This is a genomic window from Microcystis sp. BLCC-F210, from assembly GCF_042134685.1.
GTDB classification, from domain to species: domain Bacteria; phylum Cyanobacteriota; class Cyanobacteriia; order Cyanobacteriales; family Microcystaceae; genus Microcystis; species Microcystis aeruginosa_D.
Map to the genome: position 1 here is coordinate 4142405 of NZ_CP169647.1, position 23307 is coordinate 4165711.

General features: G+C 37.9%; 28 protein-coding genes and 1 pseudogene. 14 read left to right on the plus strand and 15 right to left on the minus strand.

Features of this window, described 5'->3' with window-relative positions; translation table 11 throughout:
* Positions 1–144: 144 nt before the first annotated feature.
* Positions 145–2238, minus strand: a pseudogene (locus ACE3JL_RS20185) (pentapeptide repeat-containing protein).
* 41 nt (positions 2239–2279) lie between these two features.
* The gene (locus ACE3JL_RS20190; RefSeq protein WP_375329635.1) at positions 2280–2780 is read right to left on the minus strand and encodes a hypothetical protein; all 501 of its coding nucleotides are present in this window, start codon (positions 2778–2780) and stop codon (positions 2280–2282) included.
* Between the two features lie 52 nt (positions 2781–2832).
* Between ACE3JL_RS20190 and ACE3JL_RS20195 the strand changes: the two genes are divergently transcribed.
* The 6 genes from ACE3JL_RS20195 to ACE3JL_RS20220 all read left to right on the plus strand — a co-directional run bounded on the left by ACE3JL_RS20195 (position 2833) and on the right by ACE3JL_RS20220 (position 7553).
* A complete protein-coding gene (locus tag ACE3JL_RS20195) occupies positions 2833–3087 on the plus strand; it encodes a hypothetical protein (RefSeq protein ID WP_375328227.1) in 255 nt (84 codons plus the stop codon).
* A 388-nt stretch (positions 3088–3475) separates the two neighbouring features.
* Entirely contained in the window at positions 3476–3712 is a 237-nt protein-coding gene (locus ACE3JL_RS20200) for a hypothetical protein (RefSeq protein WP_375328228.1), read from the plus strand.
* A gap of 2 nt (positions 3713–3714) precedes the next feature.
* Complete coding sequence (locus ACE3JL_RS20205; RefSeq protein ID WP_375328229.1) at positions 3715–4155, plus strand: hypothetical protein; 441 nt, start codon at positions 3715–3717, stop codon at positions 4153–4155.
* A gap of 435 nt (positions 4156–4590) precedes the next feature.
* Entirely contained in the window at positions 4591–5157 is a 567-nt protein-coding gene (locus ACE3JL_RS20210) for a nicotinate-nucleotide adenylyltransferase (protein WP_159297349.1), read from the plus strand.
* The gene (locus ACE3JL_RS20215) at positions 5154–5882 is read left to right on the plus strand and encodes an NUDIX domain-containing protein (protein ID WP_193956731.1); all 729 of its coding nucleotides are present in this window, start codon (positions 5154–5156) and stop codon (positions 5880–5882) included. Before ACE3JL_RS20210 ends, ACE3JL_RS20215 begins: the two co-directional genes overlap by 4 nt.
* A gap of 12 nt (positions 5883–5894) precedes the next feature.
* Entirely contained in the window at positions 5895–7553 is a 1659-nt protein-coding gene (locus ACE3JL_RS20220) for an NAD+ synthase (protein ID WP_375328230.1), read from the plus strand.
* Between the two features lie 305 nt (positions 7554–7858).
* Here ACE3JL_RS20220 and ACE3JL_RS20225 read toward each other — a convergent pair whose 3' ends face one another.
* The 3 genes from ACE3JL_RS20225 to gap all read right to left on the minus strand — a co-directional run bounded on the left by ACE3JL_RS20225 (position 7859) and on the right by gap (position 10706).
* Positions 7859–8872, minus strand: coding sequence for a YgfZ/GcvT domain-containing protein (locus tag ACE3JL_RS20225; RefSeq protein ID WP_375328231.1), 1014 nt, complete (start codon positions 8870–8872; stop codon positions 7859–7861).
* A complete protein-coding gene (locus tag ACE3JL_RS20230; RefSeq protein ID WP_002743680.1) occupies positions 8869–9237 on the minus strand; it encodes a hypothetical protein in 369 nt (122 codons plus the stop codon). Before ACE3JL_RS20230 ends, ACE3JL_RS20225 begins: the two co-directional genes overlap by 4 nt.
* Positions 9238–9671: 434 nt before the next feature.
* Positions 9672–10706, minus strand: a complete 1035-nt coding sequence (gap, locus tag ACE3JL_RS20235; RefSeq protein ID WP_004161594.1) for a type I glyceraldehyde-3-phosphate dehydrogenase — start codon at positions 10704–10706, stop codon at positions 9672–9674.
* Positions 10707–11374: 668 nt separating this feature from the next.
* On the opposite strand from gap, the gene ACE3JL_RS20240 reads away from it, so the two are divergent.
* Positions 11375–13795, plus strand: a complete 2421-nt coding sequence (locus ACE3JL_RS20240; protein WP_375328232.1) for a phosphoketolase — start codon at positions 11375–11377, stop codon at positions 13793–13795.
* 274 nt (positions 13796–14069) lie between these two features.
* Here ACE3JL_RS20240 and ACE3JL_RS20245 read toward each other — a convergent pair whose 3' ends face one another.
* The 6 genes from ACE3JL_RS20245 to ACE3JL_RS20270 all read right to left on the minus strand — a co-directional run bounded on the left by ACE3JL_RS20245 (position 14070) and on the right by ACE3JL_RS20270 (position 16354).
* A complete protein-coding gene (locus ACE3JL_RS20245) occupies positions 14070–14429 on the minus strand; it encodes a type II toxin-antitoxin system VapC family toxin (RefSeq protein ID WP_375328233.1) in 360 nt (119 codons plus the stop codon).
* Positions 14430–14432: 3 nt separating this feature from the next.
* Positions 14433–14693: a hypothetical protein gene (locus tag ACE3JL_RS20250; protein ID WP_271990356.1), complete on the minus strand. Its 261-nt coding sequence runs from the start codon at positions 14691–14693 to the stop codon at positions 14433–14435.
* A 396-nt stretch (positions 14694–15089) separates the two neighbouring features.
* A complete protein-coding gene (locus ACE3JL_RS20255; protein WP_271990358.1) occupies positions 15090–15329 on the minus strand; it encodes a type II toxin-antitoxin system HicA family toxin in 240 nt (79 codons plus the stop codon).
* Entirely contained in the window at positions 15322–15585 is a 264-nt protein-coding gene (locus tag ACE3JL_RS20260; RefSeq protein ID WP_375328234.1) for a type II toxin-antitoxin system HicB family antitoxin, read from the minus strand. The genes ACE3JL_RS20255 and ACE3JL_RS20260 overlap by 8 nt, the downstream gene beginning before the upstream one ends.
* A 204-nt stretch (positions 15586–15789) precedes the next feature.
* On the minus strand, positions 15790–16122 hold the full coding sequence (locus ACE3JL_RS20265) for a DUF5615 family PIN-like protein (protein ID WP_043999925.1): 333 nt from the start codon (positions 16120–16122) through the stop codon (positions 15790–15792).
* Positions 16106–16354 (minus strand): DUF433 domain-containing protein, encoded by a 249-nt coding sequence (locus ACE3JL_RS20270; RefSeq protein ID WP_002735373.1) that lies wholly within the window; start codon positions 16352–16354, stop codon positions 16106–16108. The genes ACE3JL_RS20265 and ACE3JL_RS20270 overlap by 17 nt, the downstream gene beginning before the upstream one ends.
* Before the next feature lie 208 nt (positions 16355–16562).
* Between ACE3JL_RS20270 and ACE3JL_RS20275 the strand changes: the two genes are divergently transcribed.
* From ACE3JL_RS20275 to ACE3JL_RS20285, 3 genes are all read left to right on the plus strand, one after another.
* The gene (locus ACE3JL_RS20275) at positions 16563–17015 is read left to right on the plus strand and encodes a hypothetical protein (RefSeq protein WP_375328235.1); all 453 of its coding nucleotides are present in this window, start codon (positions 16563–16565) and stop codon (positions 17013–17015) included.
* Positions 16996–17175, plus strand: a complete 180-nt coding sequence (locus tag ACE3JL_RS20280) for a hypothetical protein (protein ID WP_002747316.1) — start codon at positions 16996–16998, stop codon at positions 17173–17175. The genes ACE3JL_RS20275 and ACE3JL_RS20280 overlap by 20 nt, the downstream gene beginning before the upstream one ends.
* Before the next feature lie 147 nt (positions 17176–17322).
* Entirely contained in the window at positions 17323–17445 is a 123-nt protein-coding gene (locus ACE3JL_RS20285; protein WP_002747315.1) for a hypothetical protein, read from the plus strand.
* 301 nt (positions 17446–17746) lie between these two features.
* Here the strand turns inward: ACE3JL_RS20285 and ACE3JL_RS20290 are convergent, their stop codons facing one another.
* Both ACE3JL_RS20290 and ACE3JL_RS20295 read right to left on the minus strand, forming a co-directional pair.
* A complete protein-coding gene (locus ACE3JL_RS20290) occupies positions 17747–17986 on the minus strand; it encodes a type II toxin-antitoxin system HicA family toxin (protein WP_002747313.1) in 240 nt (79 codons plus the stop codon).
* On the minus strand, positions 17983–18192 hold the full coding sequence (locus ACE3JL_RS20295) for a hypothetical protein (RefSeq protein WP_002747310.1): 210 nt from the start codon (positions 18190–18192) through the stop codon (positions 17983–17985). The genes ACE3JL_RS20290 and ACE3JL_RS20295 overlap by 4 nt, the downstream gene beginning before the upstream one ends.
* Positions 18193–18495: 303 nt before the next feature.
* Here ACE3JL_RS20295 and ACE3JL_RS20300 point away from each other — a divergent pair, with 303 nt between their 5' ends.
* Both ACE3JL_RS20300 and ACE3JL_RS20305 read left to right on the plus strand, forming a co-directional pair.
* Positions 18496–18819, plus strand: coding sequence for a DUF433 domain-containing protein (locus tag ACE3JL_RS20300; protein ID WP_103112054.1), 324 nt, complete (start codon positions 18496–18498; stop codon positions 18817–18819).
* Positions 18803–19138 (plus strand): DUF5615 family PIN-like protein, encoded by a 336-nt coding sequence (locus ACE3JL_RS20305; protein WP_002790889.1) that lies wholly within the window; start codon positions 18803–18805, stop codon positions 19136–19138. Before ACE3JL_RS20300 ends, ACE3JL_RS20305 begins: the two co-directional genes overlap by 17 nt.
* Positions 19139–19231: 93 nt before the next feature.
* On the opposite strand, the gene ACE3JL_RS20310 is transcribed toward ACE3JL_RS20305, so the two are convergent.
* Together ACE3JL_RS20310 and ACE3JL_RS20315 are read right to left on the minus strand one after the other, a co-directional pair.
* Positions 19232–19714: a DUF3368 domain-containing protein gene (locus ACE3JL_RS20310; protein WP_375328236.1), complete on the minus strand. Its 483-nt coding sequence runs from the start codon at positions 19712–19714 to the stop codon at positions 19232–19234.
* 5 nt (positions 19715–19719) lie between these two features.
* Entirely contained in the window at positions 19720–19959 is a 240-nt protein-coding gene (locus ACE3JL_RS20315) for a hypothetical protein (protein WP_375328237.1), read from the minus strand.
* 816 nt (positions 19960–20775) lie between these two features.
* On the opposite strand from ACE3JL_RS20315, the gene ACE3JL_RS20320 reads away from it, so the two are divergent.
* On the plus strand, positions 20776–22059 hold the full coding sequence (locus ACE3JL_RS20320) for an O-antigen ligase family protein (RefSeq protein ID WP_375328238.1): 1284 nt from the start codon (positions 20776–20778) through the stop codon (positions 22057–22059).
* Between the two features lie 23 nt (positions 22060–22082).
* A complete protein-coding gene (locus ACE3JL_RS20325) occupies positions 22083–23036 on the plus strand; it encodes a glycosyltransferase family 2 protein (protein ID WP_375328239.1) in 954 nt (317 codons plus the stop codon).
* Positions 23037–23307 lie beyond the last annotated feature (271 nt).

Consider the following 23307-nt stretch of genomic DNA (forward strand, 5'->3'; position numbering starts at 1 on the left):
TGAAATCTGGCGTTACTTTCGATTTTATTACTCAATCCAAGCTTTTGGGGGGTTCTACCCCCCCAAACCACTAGGGTCCCTAGAAACAATTGCCGAATTGAAAAAATTAGGTCATCCAGTCGCCTATGTGGGGGATGGAAAATGTCAGGTATTTAGGTTTGCTAATTGTTCCTGAATATTAGCTTGAGTAGAGAGTTTTTCGGATTTTTCCCATAGAGCGTTAAAGATACTTTTATCTGTCTCGACAACTCTTGTTTGATAGGAAATATAACCTGATTCTGTTTGACCATTCATAATTCTTCTCGCTGTAAAAGAATTTCTGGGAACAGATAAGTTTTCGCTAATCAATAGGTTGGTATCATCCCAAGGATAGCCTTCATCTTTGGCTTTTTCCTGACAAATACAAGCAACTTCTATGCGAGAGTTAAGTTGTTCCTGAATCACCTGTAAATGCTTTGGAGTCGGAACTTCAGGAAGAATAAAGACTCGTTGAATAGAAATCCCCCTTTTGATTAGTTCTTCGTTAACTTCCCAGAATTTTTGACCAAGGGGATTATCCCACCAGATGCAATCTGTCATGGAGTGAACAGCCAAGATTCGAGATTGACTTTGAGGATCAATGTGTTTGAGTAGTTGACCAACCTTTTCTAAACGGGATTCGCCGCTAATTTCAATGTTAATTTCAGGCATAATTGTGTTAGTCAAAATTGTGCCATCAAGGAGGGTTAGATTATTTTCATCTAATTTAATATCGGTCAAGTTAGCTCCCGTTAAATTAGCTTTGCTCAAATTGGCATGACTTAAATCGGCTCCTGTTAAATCAGCATTAGTTAAATTACCCCCCGAAAGATTAGCCTAACTGAAGTTACATCCCATCAATTTTGCATCGGAAAGATTGCCTTCACTATCCATTAAATTGACTTGGCTGAAATTCAGTCCATGAAAATCTCGTTCGCCAATTTTGTGCAAATATGTCAATTCTTTTGTGCTATGAATATCGGGGTGATATTCATCGGGTGCATAAACGGCAATCATCGCTTTGACGTAGGCGAAAAAATAAGCCTTGAGAATATTTTCATGGGTGTGGATGGTAATAACTTCTTTACCATCATACTCAACCGCTGCCTTGACAGTTGTGGCTCCTTGTTGACCCGGTGTCAAGTTGGCTAAATAGATAGATTTAAGGGTATGTTTAACCTCAACTAAATGAGCTAGAGCCTCGTTAAAAGCAGTACAAAGTGCATCTACTGAACCTTTTTTAAAGGCCGATTCAGTGTAACGTTTTTGAGTTTTTGTATTACATAGGATAACTGTCGCAGCAGTTAAATTGTTATTAGCACAAAGAATTTCAAAGTACTCAATTTTCCAGCCTTGAAAAAGCAAAAGATTATCTTCAAAGAATAAGTTTTGTTGAGGCTCGTTTTCTAAAAGCTGATTGAGTTTTACTTTTTCATTTTCCATTGCTGCTTTACCGAGATTTTTGAGAGTTCTTTCGATAGAAGCTGGCGAGGTATCTTCCCCTAAAAACTGTAAGAATAAGGAAGGAGAACCCACAAAAGGATATCCACTGGCAATGAATTCTCGATCTGCGATGGTGATAATACCTGCTAGGCTATACTTTCTGGCAATCTCAACTTGAATTGCCGTTTTTAAATTAACGTTCGGATATTTTTCTAGGTCAATTTCTTTCAAGTTAACTTGACCGACGTTAATCTTACTCAGAAGTTCAATGATCAAACGATTGGCATCTTCTCTAGATTTCAGATTTTTGATATTATGCCAAATTTGTATTAATCCCAGTTCCTCAATGTAAGGGTTAATTTTTCCCTCTAAAACAAGTCCCATAACCCTAGTAGCTTCACTGTTAAGAGTCGTCTGATTTCGTAATAAAAACTCTTCAATTAGATCAGCGTCAATTAAGACTTTTGGAGCTTGAGAATTGTTATCTTTTGATTGGAATACCTCTAAGTTACCCAGAAAAAAATCAATATTTATATTAGGATGATTAGTCACTTTATGCAAACTAAGCTTGATTTCGTACTGCACAAAATCATCAGATTCGCTTTCGAGATTATTTCTCAAATCCCAAAGTTTTTTAATCACTTGAGGCTCAGGATATTCTCCCAATTTCCTTATGATTTCAGCACGGATATCGCTATCCTGTTCCTTTTCTAGTTGAGCTAACAAACCATTAGTGACCGATGTTGGTATCTCGCACAATAACTCTGTGTTTTCCATTTTTAAATCAATATCCTTGATAGGTGGTCTTCTCATCCGCACTAATTGTGTCTGACAGTAAAAGACTGCTCTAATTGAGAATTTTCAGCGTAGCGTGTTGGCAAAACTCTCACTAATTCATCGTCATTAATGTCAACACAATAGCCCTTTTTAAAGAGAATCCTTCTTAGGGAAGTAATTCCCAGACGATCACTGTCATCTAACTCAAGGTAATCCTTAAGATGGGAGCCTAGATTTTTGTTGAAATCTGCGTTTAGATTTTTGCCGCTGCTATGATTGAACTTTTCAGCCAAATCATCGGCGGAATAAAGACCTGCAGCCGCCAGATAGAAAATAATTTTGTATTTTTCAGATAGGGGTTCGATTTCTGCCAACAAAGCTTCTAGCTTGGGTATATCCAAACCACAGTTTCTTGCCTGCTTTTGGGCTTCACACAGTGATGGGGGCATTGACGAGAGCGTCTTCATGGCTGTATTACAGTTTCTTGCCTGCCTTTCGGCATCGGATAGGTTTTGGGACATTTCGGATAGGTTTTGGGGCATTGACGAGAGCGTCTTCATGGCTGTATTTTCGAGCTAGTTAGCATATTTTGAAATGGAGTACCAACAATTATTGTTTAATGATAGCAATATTTGTTGGTTTAAATGGACAACAATTGTTGGTTTAACTTTGCAATATTTGTTGGTTGATATCCTTACAGTAAGTGATTATATTGTGGATACCATTGAAGAAAATAGAGCGATAGTAAAAAACAGTACAAAAAAGCTGGTCGAGTGTTGCCGCACTGCCCAGCCTGAATTAAATAAACGTTCTACCTATCGCTTCCCGTCTTTATTATCTCCACCCTGACGTTTTGCTAGTTCGTTGATGGTGTAGATAAAAACGTAGTCATAGGGATGAATCTTCCCGACAGCTACGCCGTAAGCAAGGGAGCTTAGGAGCATGACAGTGAGCAAGCTCTTCATATTGATTGACCTCCTGGCTTCTTGAGTCCACTAATAAGGTTTTTAAGTCTCCTGGTGGGCTAATTGAGAGGGTTAATCCCGATGATGCGAAGCTAGGAGAGGGACAGTATCCTCGCGGGTGCTGGCCCTTTACTCATCATTATCATCCCCGCATAGTAGCCCATGAGGGTAGATTGAGTCAAGCTAATAATGTTAGGGATTCCTGACATGAGGAGCCGAAACACTACTAGGCAAAAACAAAGATCCTGATCAAATCAACCTCCACCTTAGCCATGAAAGCACTTAGCCACAAAACAGAAGATTTGAGTATAGCCGATGTCTCATCCGATTACCCCGATCAATGGGTGGTCGTAGAGATCACTGGGTGCGACAAATATGGCTGGCCAGAGAAAGGTAAGGTTATTGGCTACTCGGACGATAAACGTAAGCTGATACAAGAAACTAAACATTTGAAGGGAGACTTGTATTTGTTTTATACAGGCCTTGTTGACGGTGGTAGGGTTGCTTAAAAATGTTAGAATCTATACAAAAAACACAATCTCCTTTAGCTTTGGCCTCTGCGTTGGAGGCTGCCATTAAACGAGGCGAAGAAGCGAAGAAACGGTTCCTATCTAAGCAAGGCGGAACCTTAACCAGCGCTGAGATTTGTAGTGTTTTAGCCTGTAGTTCTTTGGAATTAGAAACTATGAGGCTCAATCATCAGGTCTTAGGTTTATCTGTCAACGAAGAATTAGTTTATCCTGCTTGGCAATTTATTGATGGCAAAGTTTTGTCTGGTTTAGACCAAGTGTTAGCCGTTTTAAAAGAAGACGGTGCTTGGACACAAATGCTCTTTCTGCTCACGGGTGATATTCGTTTAGAGGGAGCAACCCCGCTAGAAAAACTCCAAAAGGGAGAAATCGAGCCAGTGGTTTTGGCCGCTAAGTGTTACGGGAGTCATAGCGCGGCGTAATGGGTTTGCCTCCTTCTGTTTGTGGGTTAGTACGTTTGTGAATTAGTTCACCAATTTTATAAAAAATAATATCTCCTGCAAGAATCAAAAATCTTCAGTAGCAGACAAAAGATAAGAGATAACTAAGTAGTCGTGCAAAATTAATTTCCTAGTAAAGATAGGCAAAAGGCAAGAGGCAAAAGGCAAGAGGGGGTTAGATATGTGTAATTAATTTTGCTTAGGTACTTATCCTATTCATAAAACCTAAGATTATGTCAAATTTATCTGGGGTTTTAGATATTTTGACCCGATAGCGGCTCGATAACTTACTTTTGCAGGAGATAACTGATCCTCTTGCCCTATTTTGGTAAAATCAACTATAATGGGGAGAAGTTAATTTTTGCCAAGCTTGAGCAGACTTAAACTAATCCCTCAGTGAGCAAGCAATTGAATCCTATGCTTAAAATTGCCCTTTTTGGAACCAGTGCCGATCCTCCTACTGCCGGTCATCAAGCCATACTAAAATGGTTATCGGAACAGTACGATATCGTTGCGGTTTGGGCTGCCGATAATCCCTTTAAAAATCATCAAACCAGTCTCGAACATCGTCTGAGGATGTTAAATTTGCTCATCCGGGACATTCAAACCCCAAGAGATAATATACAACTGCGACGAGAATTAAGCGATCGACGTAGCTTAATTAGTGTGGAAAAAGCGCAAGCAATTTGGGGAGAACAGGAGGAATATACCCTAGTCATTGGTTCCGATTTAGCTGGACAAATTAGGCACTGGTATCGCAGCCAAGAATTACTAGAAAAAGTCAAAATTCTTGTGATTCCCCGTCCAGGTTATCCTATTAACCAAGATGATATTGAACAACTGCAAACATTAGGGGGTGATTGTCTGATTGCCGATGTCTTTGCTCCGGCTGTATCCTCAACAGATTATCGAGAAAAAGGCGATAAACAGGCTGTTCCTGCACCGATTAAAGATTATATCGAAGGTCAAAAACTTTACGCATGAAACCGCTAAATACCCTAGCTAATAAATCTCTAGCTGATTTTAAAGTGGGAGTTGATAACGTGATCTTTTCCGTTGATACCCAATTAAATCGGCTGCTGGTGCTTCTGATTAAACGACGGGAAGAACCTTTTAGTAATTACTGGAGTTTACCCGGAACTTTAGTGAGAAATGGGGAATCACTGGAAACGGCAGCCTATCGAATTTTAGCTGAGAAAATTAGTGTCAATAATCTCTATCTGGAACAGTTATATACTTTTGGCAGTCCAGAGGGAGATTCCCCGGCAGCGGCCGAGAGTTTTGGGAAACGTTATCTATCGGTGAGTTACTTCGCTTTAGTGCGGTTTGAAGAAGCAAAATTAATCACCGAACGGGATTATAATATCACTTGGTATATGATTGATAAAGTGCCAGATTTAGCCTTTAATCACGGTCAAATTTTAGCTTATGGCTGGCGAAGATTACGCAATAAAGTAGAGTATAGTCCCGTCGCTTTTGAGGTTTTACCAGAATTATTTACTTTAAATGATCTTTATCAATTTTATGAGACAATTTTAGGTAAAAATTTTAGTGATTATTCTAACTTCAGAAATCGGCTATTGAAATTAGGATTTCTCAAGGATATGGGTTTAAAAGTCTCTCGTGGTGCCGGTCGTCCGGCTAGTTTATATCGCTTTGATGAAAAAGCTTTTGCTCCCTTTAAAGATCAACCGTTAGTTTTTGTTTAAATAGGAAAAAATATGAGAATTGCTATCGCTCAATTAAATCCCATTGTTGGAGATATCGAAGGAAATGCCCAAAGAATTTTAGAGGCTGCTCAAACGGCATTTAATCAGGGAGCAGAATTACTTTTAACCCCAGAATTATCCCTCTGTGGTTATCCTCCCAGAGACTTATTGTTAAATCTGGGTTTTGTGGAGAAAATGTCTCAACAATTGCAATTATTGTCCCAACAATTACCAGAAAAATTAGCTGTCTTAGTCGGTTTTGTCGAAAAAAATCCCTCGGCAACGGTCAGGGGAGAAAAGCCGTTATTTAATAGCATAGCTTTGTTAAAAAGTCAAGAAATTAAACAAATTTTTACTAAACGTTTATTGCCTACCTACGATGTTTTTGATGAGGATCGTTACTTTGCTTCTGGGAAAGAAAGTCAATATTTTCAACTAACAGAAAATAATGTAAAAATCGGTGTAACTATCTGTGAAGATGTTTGGAATGATGAACAATTTTGGGGTCAGCGTCAATACGCAGTTAATCCCATCGCCGATTTAGCTAGTTTAGGAGTGGATTTAATCGTTAATCTTTCCGCTTCTCCCTACAGTGTCGGTAAGCAAAAATTGCGAGAATCTTTATTGTCCTATAGTGCCACTAGATATAATTTACCTATAGTTTATGTCAATCAAGTGGGAGGTAATGATGATTTAATTTTTGATGGTGACAGTGTTGCTTTTAACCGACAAGGAGAAGTGATTTATCGCGCCAAGGCATTTACTTCTAGTCTAGAATTGATCGAGTTTAATCAAGATTTGTTACCCGCAATTATTCATCCTTTACCCGTTGATGAAGATGAGGAAATTTATCAAGCTTTAGTCTTAGGAGTGCGAGATTATGTGCAGAAATGCGGTTTTAAACGGGTAATTTTTGGCTTGAGTGGTGGCATTGATTCCAGTTTAGTTGCCGCTATTGCCAGCGACGCATTAGGTAAAGAAAATGTTCTCGCTGTGATGATGCCTTCTCCCTATAGTTCCGACCATTCCATTAGCGATGCAGTGGCTTTAGTTAATAATTTAGGTATCAAAAGTGAGAAGTTAGCAATTAAAGAAATTATGAACGCTTATGATCAACTTTTAGATGGTCTTTTTGCGGGGACTGATTTCGGTATTGCTGAAGAAAATCTTCAGTCACGCATTCGCGGTAATTTATTGATGGCTCTCTCTAATAAATTCGGGCATTTACTATTATCCACTGGCAATAAATCAGAAATGGCCGTCGGATATTGCACCCTTTACGGTGATATGAATGGTGGTTTAGCAGTGATTGCTGATGTGCCGAAAACCCGTGTTTATTCCCTCTGTCGCTGGTTAAATCGGCACGGGCAAATTATCCCCCTCAATGTGATTAATAAAGCTCCTAGTGCTGAATTAAAACCCAATCAGAAGGATCAAGATTCTTTACCTCCCTACGAGATTTTAGATGCTATTTTAGCACTATTAATTGATCGCCATCAATCCACCGAACAAATTATCGCCGCCGGTTTTGAGCCTGAAATTGTGCAGAAAGTGATTAAATTGGTTAAAAATGCCGAATTTAAGCGCAAACAAGCTCCCCCTGGCTTAAAAATTAGCGATCGCGCTTTTGGTACTGGTTGGCGAATGCCTATCGCTAGTCGCTGGGGTTAGAGGGGTTTTTCAGTTATCAGTTATCAGTTATCAGTTATTAGTTATCAGTTATCAGTTATCAGTTATCAGTTATCAGTTATCAGTTATCAGTTATTAGTTATTAGTTATTAGTTAAGTATCTAAGCAAAATTAATTACACATTTCGATAAAGCTTTTGCCTTTTGCCTCCTGCCTTTTGCCTATCCTAACCAATAAATTAATTTTGCACAACTACTTATAAGATGTGAGTTATCAGTTATCATTGATTAGTGATTGGTCACTGATTACTGATTACTGATTACTGATCACTGTTTACTGATTACTGTTCACTGAAAGGGGTATTCGTGAGAGAGGAAGGGTAAGGGGATTAATTCTCCTGTTGCCTCGCCGATTTGTACTTTTAAACCCTCTCCTCCCGCTTTTGTTTTCACATAACCCAAGCCAAAATCCTCCAGCACACTGGTGAGTAAACCGACTTTTTGCGCTTCTAAAATAATCGGGGTATTGCTGGGGACGGGTTGGCTGAGTTTTATGCCCCAAAGTCTCTGTTTTACGCCTTTATAGGTGTTGAGACGGGCGATAGTTTCTTGACCAATATAACAGCCCTTATCAAAAACGATCGCTCGCCATAAACCGGCCTCTAAAGGGTTATAATCTTCGGTTAATTCTCGATCGACTGCCGGTCGGCCCTGATGGATTCTCAGGTATTCCCACACCTGCTCATCGGCGGGAGTAACGCCATTTTTAATTAAATTTTCCCAGAGGGGACCGGCTTCGGCGGCGGCAACGATTAAAGTATATCCGGGCAGATCTAAGCCGGTACCGACGGCTACTCTCAGGGGGGGGTCAGAAAGGAGATAATGACTATGCTGCACCCCCGTTAAAATCTGCTCTGGAATGGCGATTTTTTGCAGTTTTTGCCCGCTTTTAGTACCTATTAGGGTGAAAATGGCAAAATTATCGGTTAAGTCGCTAATTTCCACCTTATCGAAGGGGAAAATATAGCGATCGATCAATTCCAGTAAAAATTGACGACGTTGGGGAGAAACGAGGATGAGGAGGGAATCATCGCCGGCGTAAACTGTGACAAAATCGAGGGTACGACCGGTAGAGTCAAGGAAAATTGTCTCACAACCCTGACCCGGTTTCAGGCGATCAATCGCGTTACTGGTTTGATTGTGGAGAAAACGCAGTCGGTCCTGGCCTTTTAATTCTAATAAACCCCAATGGGAGCGATCGATTAAAATTGTTTGGGATGCTAAACGTTGGGGATCATTGTGGTAATCTTTGAGAAAATTAGCGGCATACTCTGCCTTGATCGTGTCTAAATCTGCTTTCATTGGGGTAAATTAGCGAATAATTGCTTAATAATGCGCTCGGTTTTCGTTTCCAAACTCTGCCAATCTAGTTCACCGGTGGGATCGAGGAGACTGGTATCGATGGTGACGCTCTCTCCTTCATCGGTGGGATAATCGAGAAAACAGACTTGAAAACAAAGTTCCCAAATATTTACAGTAACGGAGCGATCGAGATAAGTCAAACAGAGCAGATAACTGGGATAGGGATCTTGAATTTCTGTATAAGTTCCTTTCCAGAGGGAATTTTCTAACTGTTTACGCAGATTATCCAGCACCCGAATAAATGCTGGCTGCATTAATAATTGTGCCTGTTCCCAAGCAGTAATATCTTTAAATTTTGGATTCATCTTATCAGTTATCAGTGATCAGTTATCAGTTATCAGTGATCAGATTTGAGTATTAAGTGGGGGGATACCCCTGCCACCCTTGATAAGGGGGTATCTGACAATTTTTAACACCCACCTACTTATTAAGTGAGCAATATTAAATAGACAAAGACATACATTTCAGGCTCTTCTCGACTTTGTGTGATAATTTTTGCTTATAGAATCGTGAAATATTTACCTGGAAAGACTTTTAGGACTATTTTGCTGAAGAAACTATCAGTATAGACCCCGTTTCCACACAGAAACCAGAAGAGCCCATTTCAGCCATAGAACTATTTTGTTTCACTCTTGGAGATGTCTAATGGCATTAACAGTGCTGTCTTTTCACTGTTTACTGTTTACTGGTTACTGTTCACTGTTCACTGGTTACTGGTAACTGATAACTGATAACTGATTTAGGCTGTTACTAGGGTTGCTTCCTTAGCTGCCATCATTTTCATTAGGTCTAACATCCGGCAGGAATAACCCCACTCGTTATCGTACCAAGAGACGACCTTAAAGAAATTGGCATTAAGTTGAATGCCAGCTTTAGCATCAAAGATACTGGAGTGGGGGTCGGTGATAAAGTCACTCGATACCACTTCCTCATCGGTATAACCGAGGATACCTTTCATCGGTCCTTCGCTGGCGGCTTTCATAGCGGCGCAAATTTCCTCGTAACTGGTGGCTTTTGCGGTTTTAAAGGTTAAATCCACCGCCGAAACGTTGGGAGTTGGCACACGGAAGGCCATACCGGTTAATTTGCCTTTTAGGGAGGGAATAACTAGGGTTACTGCTTTGGCTGCTCCCGTGGAGGAGGGGATAATATTTTGACCGGCGCCGCGACCACCGCGCCAATCTTTTTTCGATGGACCATCTACGGTGGGTTGAGTGGCGGTCATCGAGTGTACTGTGGTCATTAATCCTTCCGCTAGTCCGAAGTTATCGTTAATAACTTTGGTGATCGGGGCTAAACAATTGGTGGTACAACTAGCGTTAGAGACGATCAGATCCTTAGCGGGATCGTATTCATTGTCGTTGACACCTAGTACAATAGTACGAATTTTGTCGGGATCTTTGGTGGGTGCGGAGATAACTACCCGTTTGGCCCCTGCTTCTAGGTGTTTTCCTGCTCCTTCGGCGGTGGTAAATAAACCGGTGGACTCGACCACATAATCGGCCCCGGTTGCACCCCAGGGTAGTTGAGCGGGGTCTTTAATCGAGTAACAGGGGATAAACTTACCATCCACGACGATGCCATCTTCTTTCGCTTCTACCGTACCCTGAAAACGTCCGTGGGTGGAGTCGTATTTGAGCAGATAGGCAATATTATCGGGAGGGACGAGATCATTTATACCAACAAACTCAAAATCAGGATTTTGGATACCCGCCCTAAAAACGAGGCGACCGATACGACCGAATCCGTTGATAGCGACTCTTACTTTTGTCATGAAAAAAACTCCTTTACAGCTGCGATAAGCTTAGGCACGATCAAGAAAAAATAATTTGAGAATTGATTGGCCTCTAGAGAATCACTATATATGCTAATCAGCTTTTGTTGATCGCTAGATGAAGTATAGAAAGATTTTAAGTTTCAGTGCTTCAAAAGCTCTCCTGCAAAAATAAAAAATCTTTCGTTAGGTGAGGAGACTCCGAGACTCCGAGACAAAAGATAACTATAATATCCATAAAATCTAAGATTATGTCAAATTTATCCGATTTTTTAGATATTTTGACCTGATAGCGGCTCTAAAACTTACTTTTGCAGGAGTTCTAAAGATAAAAAATAATAAATTTGCTATTCTAGTAGTCCTCACCACTGGCATCGAGAAGGCCTAATTAGGCTCTTCCCGACAAAAAAGTTCTCAGAGAATTTATTGCTCTATAAGTTAAGAAGAAATTAATTTTCCTTTAAAAGCTATTTAAAAACCCCGCCCGACTGACATAAATTAGCCAAGCCAGATCAGTAAAATATAGTTTATTTTAATAGTTTTTTGCGCCCCCAAAGGTTAGACTCTTGATTACAGTTTGAAAACTGAGCGAGGGTTAACCCTCTCGATGGAGAAATTGTCTATCAACTCTCTTAATCTCATCGTTCATAGATATTGGAGAAATATTCATGGTATCCGCACCAGAAAGACCCTTAACAGAGCAAAATCCCCTTTCTCAAGACGAACTCTACAAAACCCATGCCTATTGGCGCGCTTGTAACTATTTAGCTGTAGGTATGATTTATCTGCGCGATAATCCCCTGCTCAAAGAACATCTTAAACCCGAACACGTTAAGTATCGTTTGCTCGGTCACTGGGGAGCAAGTCCGGCCTTAAGTTTTACCTACGTTCACCTCAACCGTTTAATCAAAAAATACGACCTCGATGTGATTTTTATGGCAGGTCCTGGCCACGGGGCGCCGGGGGTACTCGGTCCGGTTTATCTAGAAGGAACCTATTCGGAAATTTACCCCGATAAAAGTGAAGACGAGGAAGGATTACAAAAATTCTTTAAACAATTTTCTTTTCCCGGTCACATCGGTAGTCATGTCACTCCCGAAACCCCCGGTTCTATCCATGAGGGCGGCGAACTGGGTTATAGTGTTTCCCATGCCTACGGTTCTGTTTTTGACAATCCCGACCTAATTACGGCCGTGGTGGTGGGTGATGGGGAAGCAGAAACCGGTCCCCTTGCTACCGCATGGCACTCGAATAAATTCCTTAACCCGATTCGCGATGGTGCGGTACTGCCAATTTTAAACTTAAACGGTTATAAAATCGCTAATCCCACCATTCTCTCCCGTATTTCGACCCACGAGTTAGAAAGTCTCTTTGTTGGTTACGGTTACACTCCCTACATCGTCGAATGTAAGGAAGATGAAGACCTGCTCCACTGCCATCAAAAAATGGCCGCTACCCTAGAACACTGTATCAATCAGATTCGCTCCTATCAACAGGAAGCTCGCAGCACGGGAGTGGCTAAACGTTACCCCTGGCCGATGATTATCCTCCGGTCCCCCAAGGGTTGGACGGGTCCGAAAAACGTGGATGGTCATAAAGTAGAAGGATTCTGGCGCGCTCACCAAGTCCCCATGGGTGGGATGCATGAAAACCCCGACCACTTGAGAAAATTAGAGGAGTGGATGAAAAGCTATAACCCGGAGGAATTATTTGACTATACCACGGGTCAATTTAAGCCGGAATTTAAAGAACTCGCTCCTATTGGTCATCGTCGCATGAGTGCTAATCCGCACGCTAACGGCGGATTGGTGCGTAAAGACCTAAAAATGCCCGATTTTCGTCAATATGCCGTAGATGTCACCCATCCGGGCCAAGTGGAAGCGGAAAATACGGGAGTGATGGGGGTATTTTTGCGGGATGTAATGCGAAATAATATGACTAATTTTCGCGTTTTTGGTCCCGATGAAACTGCTTCTAATCGTTTAGCGGCTCTCTATGAAGTGACTAAAAAAGCTTGGTTAGCTGATACCTATCCAGAGGATTTAGATGGTAGTCAATTATCTCCCGATGGTCGTGTGATGGAGATGCTGAGTGAACATACTTTAGTCGGTTGGTTGGAGGGTTATTTATTATCCGGTCGTCACGGTTTATTTCACTCCTACGAGGCTTTTGCCCATGTTATCGATTCCATGTTCAACCAACACGCTAAATGGCTCGATATCTGCAAAAATCATGTGCCTTGGCGTGCTTCTGTTTCCTCTTGGAATCTGTTATTATCCTCGGTAGTTTGGCGGCAGGATCACAATGGTTTTAGTCACCAAGACCCCGGTTTTATCGATTTAGTAACCAATAAAAGTGCCGACGTGGTGCGGGTTTATCTTCCCCCCGATGGGAATTGTTTATTAAGTGTGGCTAATCACTGTCTCAAGAGCAAGGATTACACTAATATTATCGTTGCTGATAAACAGAAACACCTGCAATACTTGACCATTGAAGAAGCAATTAAACACTGCACCAAAGGTATCGGTATTTGGGATTGGGCAAGTAACGATGATGATGGAACTAATCCCGATGAACCAGATGTAATTATGGCTTGCTGTGGGGATATTATCACTAAAGAATCTTTAGCAGCAACGGCAATTCTGCGGGAGGAATTCCCTTACTTAAAAGTTCGCTTTATCAACGTGGTTGATCTGTTTAAATTACAGTCGGAAAGTGAACACCCTCACGGTTTATCGGAACGGGATTTTGATAGTTTATTTACCCCTGATAAGCCAATTATTTTTAATTTCCACGGTTATCCTTGGCTGATTCATAAACTTACCTACCGTCGCAGTAATCAAGAACGTATTCATGTGCGCGGTTACAAAGAAGAGGGGAATATTAATACTCCCCTAGAATTAGCGATTCGTAACCAAGTTGATCGTTTTCATTTAGTAATTGATGTCATTGATCGCGTGCCGAAATTAGGTTCTGCTGCTGGTCATGTGAAGGAACGGATGAAAAATGCTATTATCGAAAATCTCGATTATGCTTTTACCAATGGCATCGATAAGGACGAGATTACTAACTGGAAATGGCCTTATTAATTAGGCTAGAAAGTGGTTTAGGTGATGATAATTTATTAGTTTACCGATAAATTTCATCTTCCTATTCCACCTAAAAAATATTCTTGATTTTCTACAGGGTGAGACCATCTCAAAAGCTGTTGACAATTGGACAATCAGGTGAAAGATTTTGAGAGAATCTTCGTTCAAAACCTTGCGTCTTCATCGGCCCGCGTCCTGTAGGGGCGAAGCATTCGGACAATAACCTATCGGTGAAAAGGTAGATTTTCTATCCGAATGCTTCGCCCGTACTTATTCAGCAAACCCTAATTAGATTTAATTTACTAAGAAAATTAAAATCATCAATATTGCGAGTTACAATTGTTAAATTATAAACGAAAGCTGTTCCCGCAATAATGGCATCTCCTAAGGACATCTTTCTGATTTGTTTTAAAGTTACTGCTTGGTTAATTACAGGTTGAGAGATGGGTAAGATTTGAGAAGCATTAAAAAATTCTTCAAAATAGACTTTATCCTGATGAGTTAACCGATGGTAGCCTAAAACTTCCAGATAGGATAAAGCAGAGACATAAGGAGAATTTTCTGCAATAAACTCCCGGAGAAACTCATTTTCTAATTGAGCGGCATAGATAATAATATTGCTATCTAATAACATGATTTAATCCCGATTAGGAAGAGAGCGATCGCACCGATTTTGTTGTTGCCACTGTTGGGTATCAACATCAGTAAAAGTATTATTGTTAGCAATTTTTTTCAAAGCATTGGCCATTTTTTGACCGTTAGATCGATTTTTACCAATGATATTTTCTTCTAATAAGGTAATATAAACATTAACAGGATATTCTGAGTTGATTTCAGGGGTTTCATCAAGCCATTGAAGGGTATTATTTTTCAAAATTGCTTTAAAGATTTTTACCATAGTTTTCTCCACCGTTAAATGATACAGGATAAATGATTCAGACTAGCCCTAACCCAATTTTAACACAAGACCAACCCAATAAACTCCCCTGAACTCAATCTTTTAAATTAACGTCTTTGGATCATTTCATAATCAAAAGTTCATTACCAGAGCGAAAAATTACGCAAAATGGTGATAGTCACTTTACCTGTTTTTAAGGCAGGTTAATTTATCGGCGATGACTGGGTGAAAATTAATCATTAAATCAATTTATAACAAGCAATCGAGGGTTTTACTCTCGCGTTAATGTACCTTAAAAAGATAGCTATCTCTTTATTTTAGCTTTTGGAAATAAAATTAAAATAAAGCGTACTAGAATAGATAATTTATTCGTTTGAAAAAAACGCATTCAATCATCTATTTTAATAAATGTTCTATTTCTTCATCTGTAAAACCAAATTGTCTAAAAATTCGTAAAACATAAGCAGGGGACATTTCTTTTGCACCTATATCGATAGGAACGATTCGATGTTGATTATACAATACTCTACAATATAAACGATGATCACCTTTTCCTTCTCGATAAAATTGACAGCCTCCTTTTTCAAGAATTTTGATTAGTGCTTTGGGTTTAAGAGAAGGAATATTTTTAGGCATAAACTTTTCTGAGTTCGTAAGTTTCGGGAGTTTCAGAATCTCCCACAGTTAAAAATTCATGAAGTTCGTCTATAGGAATAGGACTGGTATAGATATTGGCTTTATCACGATAAATCTCCCAAAAAGATTCAATCGCTTCTTTTAGTTTCTCAATAGCTTTTTCCTGAGTTTCTCCTTGTCCAACTAATCCATTTTCAAGACATAATGAGACCCAATAATCTGCACTTTTTCTCAGAATAACGGTATAAAAGTTCATGGTAATTGTTCCGTTGAAATTTTAATCGGGGATTAGAATTTACTCCAACTTAATTTTAACACAAGACCAACCTAACAAACTTCCCTGACCTCAATCTTTTAAATTAACGTCTTTGGATCATTTTATCAATAAACAATAAATAAAGTGCATTATACTTTGTTAATGCACCCGATCAGAAAAGCGATCGCTTAGGATAATATATGATTATGCAATTACTAAAACGGACTCGGTAGAGTTATCGCTAAATTCCTTAATAGCTTGTTTATGTTTTAAAATAAGACTGATTAGATGATGAGTGGTACAATTTCCAATCCTCAACCAGATGAACTTTGGAGGTTGGCCATACAATAAACTCCGTTGATAAAAATCAGCATCTTTCGAGACAATTATAAATCCATTGATACGCGCATATTCCCAAATCCTTTGATCGGGAAACCCTTTTAGGCTACAATCTCTAACATGAGCGCTATCGGGAAAATGTGATACCAGTAACAGAGGTAGTTTAGGTGATAAGTTTTCGTCAAATAGCAGTTTCATAGGGAATAACCATTAAACGACGATCCCGCTCGGCGGCAAATGCAAAACAGGCTTGTATATCTTCTAAGGTAAGATCGGGGAAATCATCTAATATTTCTTCAATAGTCATCCCTCCTCCTAGATAATCAAAAATATCTGCTACTGCAATACGAGTATTGACAATGCAAGGTTTGCCACTGCGAATGTCTGGGTTAATCACAATCCGATCTCGATATTTAGCTGCAAAAGACATAGTAATAATTGTTGTTGGCTAATGATTATTATAACTTAATGTTAACTGTACTTTAAGCTTGATAAATCTTAAAACCAAAGCCCTCGACTTTTAGGTTTCAAAAATTCTATTATCAATAAGCTGCATTACACTACCTTAATCCACTCTAAAAGAGCGGCGATCGCACTTTTGATGTTAAACTAAGATCAGAAAACTTTTTCTATCATTTATGAAAAAACTTAGAGTTTATATTGATACATCAGTCATTGGAGGCTGTTTAGATGATGAATTTTCCTTAGAGTCCAATCAATTGATGGAAGCCATTAAGCAAGAAAAGTTTATTTTGTTAATGAGTGATATCATTGTTAGCGAATTAATTAATGCCTCCCAAGCGGTTAAAGATATTTTATTATCGATTCCGCAGAGAGTTATTGAAGTAGTTAAGATAACAGCTGAAGTTTTACAGTTAAGGGATGCTTATATCAATGAAGGAGTTGTTACATCAAAGTCTATTAATGATGCCACTCATGTAGCGGATGCAATCATATCATGGAATTTTAAACATATTGTGCGCCTAGATAAAATGAAAGGCTATAATCAAATTAATTTACTCAATGGCTATGGGATTTTGACTATTATTTCTCCTTTAGAGGTAACAATTGATGAAGCCAACGACAATTAAAAAAAGTTTTGACTGTTTAGCTTTTAAACAAACCAGTCAAGAAAAAATGGCTGAAGACATGAAAAATCTCAGCTATTCAGATCAGATTGAATATCTTCAAAAAAAGATTAATGAAAGTGATTTAAAGTTATGGTGGGAATCCATCAATAACAAGAAATAAGGCGAATTATACTCTGTTAATGCACCCGACAAGAAAAGCGATCGCACTTCTAATATTCTGCCAAATGCGATCACAAATCTCCATTTTTACGGAAAAAATGATAATATAAAACTCAAATTTGAACTATTGTTGTGGAAAGATAGTAAGATGACAAAGTTACAATTAACTCAAGCGGAAATTGAAAGCCTTACTTTTGATGAATTTTTGTATTTAAGAAATTGGATTAATAAGTTAGACGATCAACAATGGGAAAAACAAATCAAATTTTAGTAAGAAGGAATTTTGAGCTTTTAAAAAGTGACTTAAACCATCCTTCTTTGTCTTTTAAAAAAGTTGGAGAATTTTGATCGGCAGGATTTGGTATTAATTATAGAGCTTTAGCTTTTAAAGATGGTGAAGATTATATTTGGGGGTGGATAGGAAGTCATGAAAAATAGGAAAGATTATTAAAATAAAAGCGTTCACCTCTTTATTGCCAAAATGTAGTTAAACAAAGTGCAACCCAACACCAACCAAATAAATTAATAATTGATCATCTTGGATCGCACTCAATCTACAGGTGATCGCCATTTTAAAACAGTCTTTTCAATAGTTCATCTTTACTTAGATTAAAATGTAGAGCGACATCACGCAAAATATTATTTAAAGTGCCTATTTTGACAGGATTATGAGCAGGAATAGTAATCTGATGTGTACCATTTTCAGAAGTAGTTAGTCTAATATGGCTACCCGTTTGACGACTCACTTCATAACCTAACTCAGACAATTTTTTGATTAAGTCATCACTGGATAAATCTCTGGGTAGCTTCATACCGCAAATACCTCATCCCTAACAATATGTAAACGAATAATTTTAGGGCGATTTTCCCTATCATCATAATGACAATTAACGGCATCTTTTACCATTTCTCGTAAAGACTGTAAATCATCGGCTTCGGTAAAAATAGACTCGCCTAATGCCCTTGCTGTATATCCCCCTTCCGGTGCATCTTCCACTAAAAAAACTATTTCTGTCATATTTCCTTCTTTACTCTCTAAATTTTTGCAGTAATTTTAATTATAGTTTGTTTAGTTTTTTATATAGCACTGTTTAAAGCTTACAAGATTAGCGTTCGCCGTTTATCCACCCTAATCGCCTCTTTATTGCCAAAATGTAGTTAAACAAAGTGCAACCCAACACCAACCAAATAAATTAATAGTTGATCATCTTGGGTTTCGTGCCTCAACCCAATCTACCAGATCGGCGATCGCACTGATGTTGCCTTACTGGGAAAAAATGGTATAATAACAAGGATTGATTGATCTTATTGGCAAGTAATTATGTCATCTTTAGTTATCTCACAACATATTGAAATCACTCCTGGTATCTGTGGTGGAAAACCTCGTATTGCTGGACATCGAATTAAAGTTCAAGATATTGTAATTTGGCATGAAAGAATGGGAATGTCACCAGATGAAATTATTTATCATCATCCTACTATCACCCTAGCAGATGTTTATGCGGCCTTGGCCTATTACCATGACAATCGAGAAGAAATTAGACGACAAATTGAAGCAGGAGAAACTTTTGCTAAACAACTACAAGGAAACAAACCATCTTTAATTGAGAAAATATTACAGGGTGAAAATGCCAGTCAAGATTAAATTTCATCTGGATGAAAGTGTTAGTAATGCTATTGCAAACGGCTTGAGAATGCGGGGAGTTGATGTCACAACATCCCCAGAAGAGGGTCTAATTGGTGCATCTGATGAAAGACAACTAGCTTATGCTTTGTCCCAACAACGAGTCATTTTTACTTTTGATGATGATTTTCTTAGTTTGGCCTCTACAGGTATTGAACATTGTGGCATTATTTACACTCGCCAACAACGTCAGCCAATTGGAAAAATTATCAGTGATTTAGTCTTAATTTGGGAATGTTTAGAACCTCAATATATGTATAAAAAGATTGAGTTTTTGTAAAGATTAGACACAATAATAAATAAGGCGCATTATACTTTGTTAATGCAGCCGACAAAATAAGCGTGCTGCTACGCAGTGCCTTCAGTATCACACTCAGTCTCCAAAAATGCTCTCAAATATCTCACGCTTGACTCTAAAGTTAATTTCTCTAAGTCTTTGATAAAAACTCTCCAAATTTTCAATTTCTATCTTTCCTTCTTTGAGAAGTTTACGAATAATCGCTAAAGTTCCTTTAACATTTAAGCCTAAGTGTAGTGCTTCTTTTCTTGCTGCAAAGTCATCAAGGATGATATAATCAGTTTGTAATTCTATTCCTAAAGTAATGGCATCAGATTCACCTTTCCCTAAACGTTCATTTAAACTATTTGCTAGAGAGATTAATTTAATATTTAGGATAATTAATTTCTGTTGATTGATCAGCTTATTAAGAGTCTCTGAAGATTGATCTTGTTTGGCATTAATTTCTTGTTGTACGGTTGCAGGCAAATAAAAATTATCATTAGAATCTAGGGATTTTTCTAAAAATCCTAACTGAGACAAAAAGATTAAAAGGGAAGAATTGAAAACAATTTTCATAGAGATTACCATTTTTTTTCTCTATCTATGTCTTCTGTAGTAAGATAAGAAAAATCGATTCTCATTAATTCTAAAATTTTCAAGAACATTTCTGTATCCATTTCCATGATTTCTGCGGCTTTATGAAGACTGATGATGCGAGAAACTAAAGCACCCACCACAAAAATAAATTGTTCTTTTTGTTCAAAATTATCAAATAATTGTATTTCGGCGGCAATTTCTTGAAAAGTAATCGAAGTATTCATTGTCTTGTTAAGTTTTATTAATTAAGACATATCTAACTTAATTTTAACGCAAAATCAACCCAACAAACTGCCCTTATCTCAATCTTTTAAATTATAGACAACAAATGAGGCGCATTATACTGTGTTAATGCACCCGATCAGAAAAGCGATCGCACTTCATCAATTAACTCCGAGTTCGCCTTTTGAATTCCTCAATTCTTTTCTCTATCACTCTAGGGTTCGGGTTTTCCCAGTCATCTAGAGAATTATAAAGAATTGCTGGAATTAATACTTTTCTCTTTTTGTCAAATTTTATGTTAAGAAATATGTGACTATAGGATCGAGAAAACGGGTTTCTTAAAGAAACCCGTTTTCTCGACTCTGAGTCAAGTTAATCAGGTGGCTGGTAGTAGAAATCAAGGTTTAACCGCACCGAATTTAATTTGATTTTCTCTGATTCATGAATAAACCTGATGAAAAAAAAAAAAAAAAAATAAGCATATTTTATATCCTATTGACGGTAGAAAAAAACGGTCTTAGGATGATGGAAACCATTAATTGATGATTTGATAGTTTTTAAGCTTAACCAGCACTGCGGGTTAAATAGTTGGGGAGGTTTTGGGGACGGCGAACGATGTATATTCCAGCAGTAAGCTCAGACGCATTTAAATTTAGATTGTCGATGCTTGAAGCCTTTGGCTGACATCGATTACTCGATCAACTTAAACGTCGAAAAGCTTAACACCATGACAACACCATGATGAGTTGATATACTCTAAGGATAGCATCTTGAAATATTGAGTCAATGCAAGTTATTTAAGTAATAGATGACACATTATGTTTTTAACAAAACATCCCGATCTGAAGCTAAACATTCCTTGGTATTTAACTCAAATTAGTTTTTTGCTGTTGCCTATCAACCCCTTAGGGGGAATGTTAGTTATTTGTACAGCGATTATAATAATTTTTAGATTAAAATATAGAGTCATTATTTCTCAATATATTAATTGGGGATTTGCTATCTTAGGTGGCTCATTAATAATGACCAGCCTTTTTGCCTTTGATCGGGTTTCTGCCATCTCTGGATTGATAAATTTTTTGCCTTACTTTATTATTTTTGCTGGACTCAGCCAACTACTTTACTCAGTGAGTACATTAGAACAATTAGCAAGGATAATATACTTTGGTTCAGTTCCTATAACCGTGTTAGGCTTTGGACAAATTTGGTGGGGATTACAAGGAGAAATACAAAATATATTGATCCCTGGATGGTATTTAAGAGCAATGGGCAATCCTTCTGGTAGGATGTCATCTTTATTTTATCATGCTAATTTTCTAGCAAGTTTTCTAACTATTATTTGGGTGTTGGGACTGGGCTTAATAATTCTAGAGTTAAGAAAATCGAATACTGATAAAAAAATTTTTTATCTTAGTCTGCTTTTGGTCATCAATTCCCTAACATTTATTGCTCTAATTTTAACTCATTCTCGTAATGGTTGGATGACTACATTAGTAACTTGTCTTGCTTTTGCTATTTATTTAGGCTGGCGATGGATTTTGCTAACAGTAGCAATCGTGAGCGGGGCGATTATTATCGCTGCTTTTGGCAATCCTCCAGTAAGAGATTGGTTTAGATTAATTGTTCCAATGTTTATTTGGGCTCGAATAAACGATCAATTTTATCCTAATCGAGATGTAGAAACTCTCCGAATAACTCTGTGGAAATTCTCCTGGCATTTAGCCCTTAAGTCACCTTGGAAAGGATGGGGTTTAGGAAGTTTTAAACATCTCTATCAGCCTCAATCTCAGATAGTAATAGGACATTCACACAACTTAACACTGATGCTTCTGTCTGAAGTGGGGATTCCCTGGACAGTTTTTTTCTATTTTTTAGTTGGCTGGATATTGGCAAAAGGGATTATACTTTTAACCAAAATAAATCTGGATAACTCAGAAGAAAAATTGATTATATTTACTTATTTAACAGCTTTTTTTGCTTCTATATTATTTCATGTCTTTGATGTTACTATTTTTGATGAAAGAGTCAATCTTATATCCTGGTCGATTTTGTCAGCGATTCATGGCTTAACAAATAATAAAAAAAGAAAATATTTTACCTAAACTAAATATTATTGTAAATGCTCATGAAATTCAGTATTGTTATAACAACATATAATCGCTTACCATTTTTAAAATGGTCATTAGAATCGGCAATCAATCAAACTATAAACTGTGAAATTATTGTTGTAGATGATGCTTCTTCTGATCAAACTGAAGAATATATCAAGCAGTTAGGTGATCGAGTTATATATCATCGCAACTCGATAAATTTAGGACATTCAGAAAGTGTTAATATTGGAGTCAAAATTGCCAAAGGAGAATGGATTAAGCTGATTGATGATGATGATTATATTATGCCTGAATGTATCGAAATTATCGGCAAATCTCTCGTTTATTTTCCTGATGCTGTTATTTGCTCTTGTCAGGCAAAAAAAATTGATATAATAGGCAACATTATCGATGATAAACATCAAGTTCAATTTAATAATTTAGCTCTTTGTATTCGGCAAGAAGACATACACTACGGTATGCTTTTGGATATCTGTCCTTTGGGAACACCTGTTCAAGTTGCTTTTCAAAAAAAAGCATTTTTGCGATCGGGAGGCTGGGATAAAGACTTTGACGGTAATTATGATGATATTAACTCATGGATAGAAATTGTCAAGTACGGCGATGCTGTATTTGTCGGTAAGTGTCTATGTTTTAAAAGAGTATGGTCGGGATGTTGCCATAGCAATATATCAATAAAAGAGCGATGCAAAAAAAATATTTTAATCAAACAAAAAATTTATGACATGGTACATCCTAAACATCGGGAAAAGTTACCAGAATTGTCAGTTATAGAAGATTATATTTGCCTGCATTGGCTTTTGATTTGTATTAAAAAATTAAACATAAAAATTGTCCTAGAATTGGTTCCCTATGATGCAATTAATTGGGATGCTTTAAAATTGATGTTTAAAATAATATGTATAAAAAGATTTAGGCTTTTATTTAAAGAACTTTTACCAGAATTACAGCAAATTGATATTAAATAATGGTACAGCCAATACCCGACTAGATGCCGAAATACTAATGTTTTTTTGTTTGTCTAGGATTTAAGAGATTTCCTGTTGCTTTTCAATAGCACGGGCAATGAGAGGAGCTTTTCTTGCTAATCCCTCTAGGGTGATTTCACCTTGTTCATACATTCTAAACAACGGGAAGCAAACCTCAAATCCAAGCGGGGAAATCTGTTGCGCTTGCGAGGTGTTTCTGAGATTTCGGCAGCTACAGGGGAAACTAACGCCCCAACCGATTATTTAACCT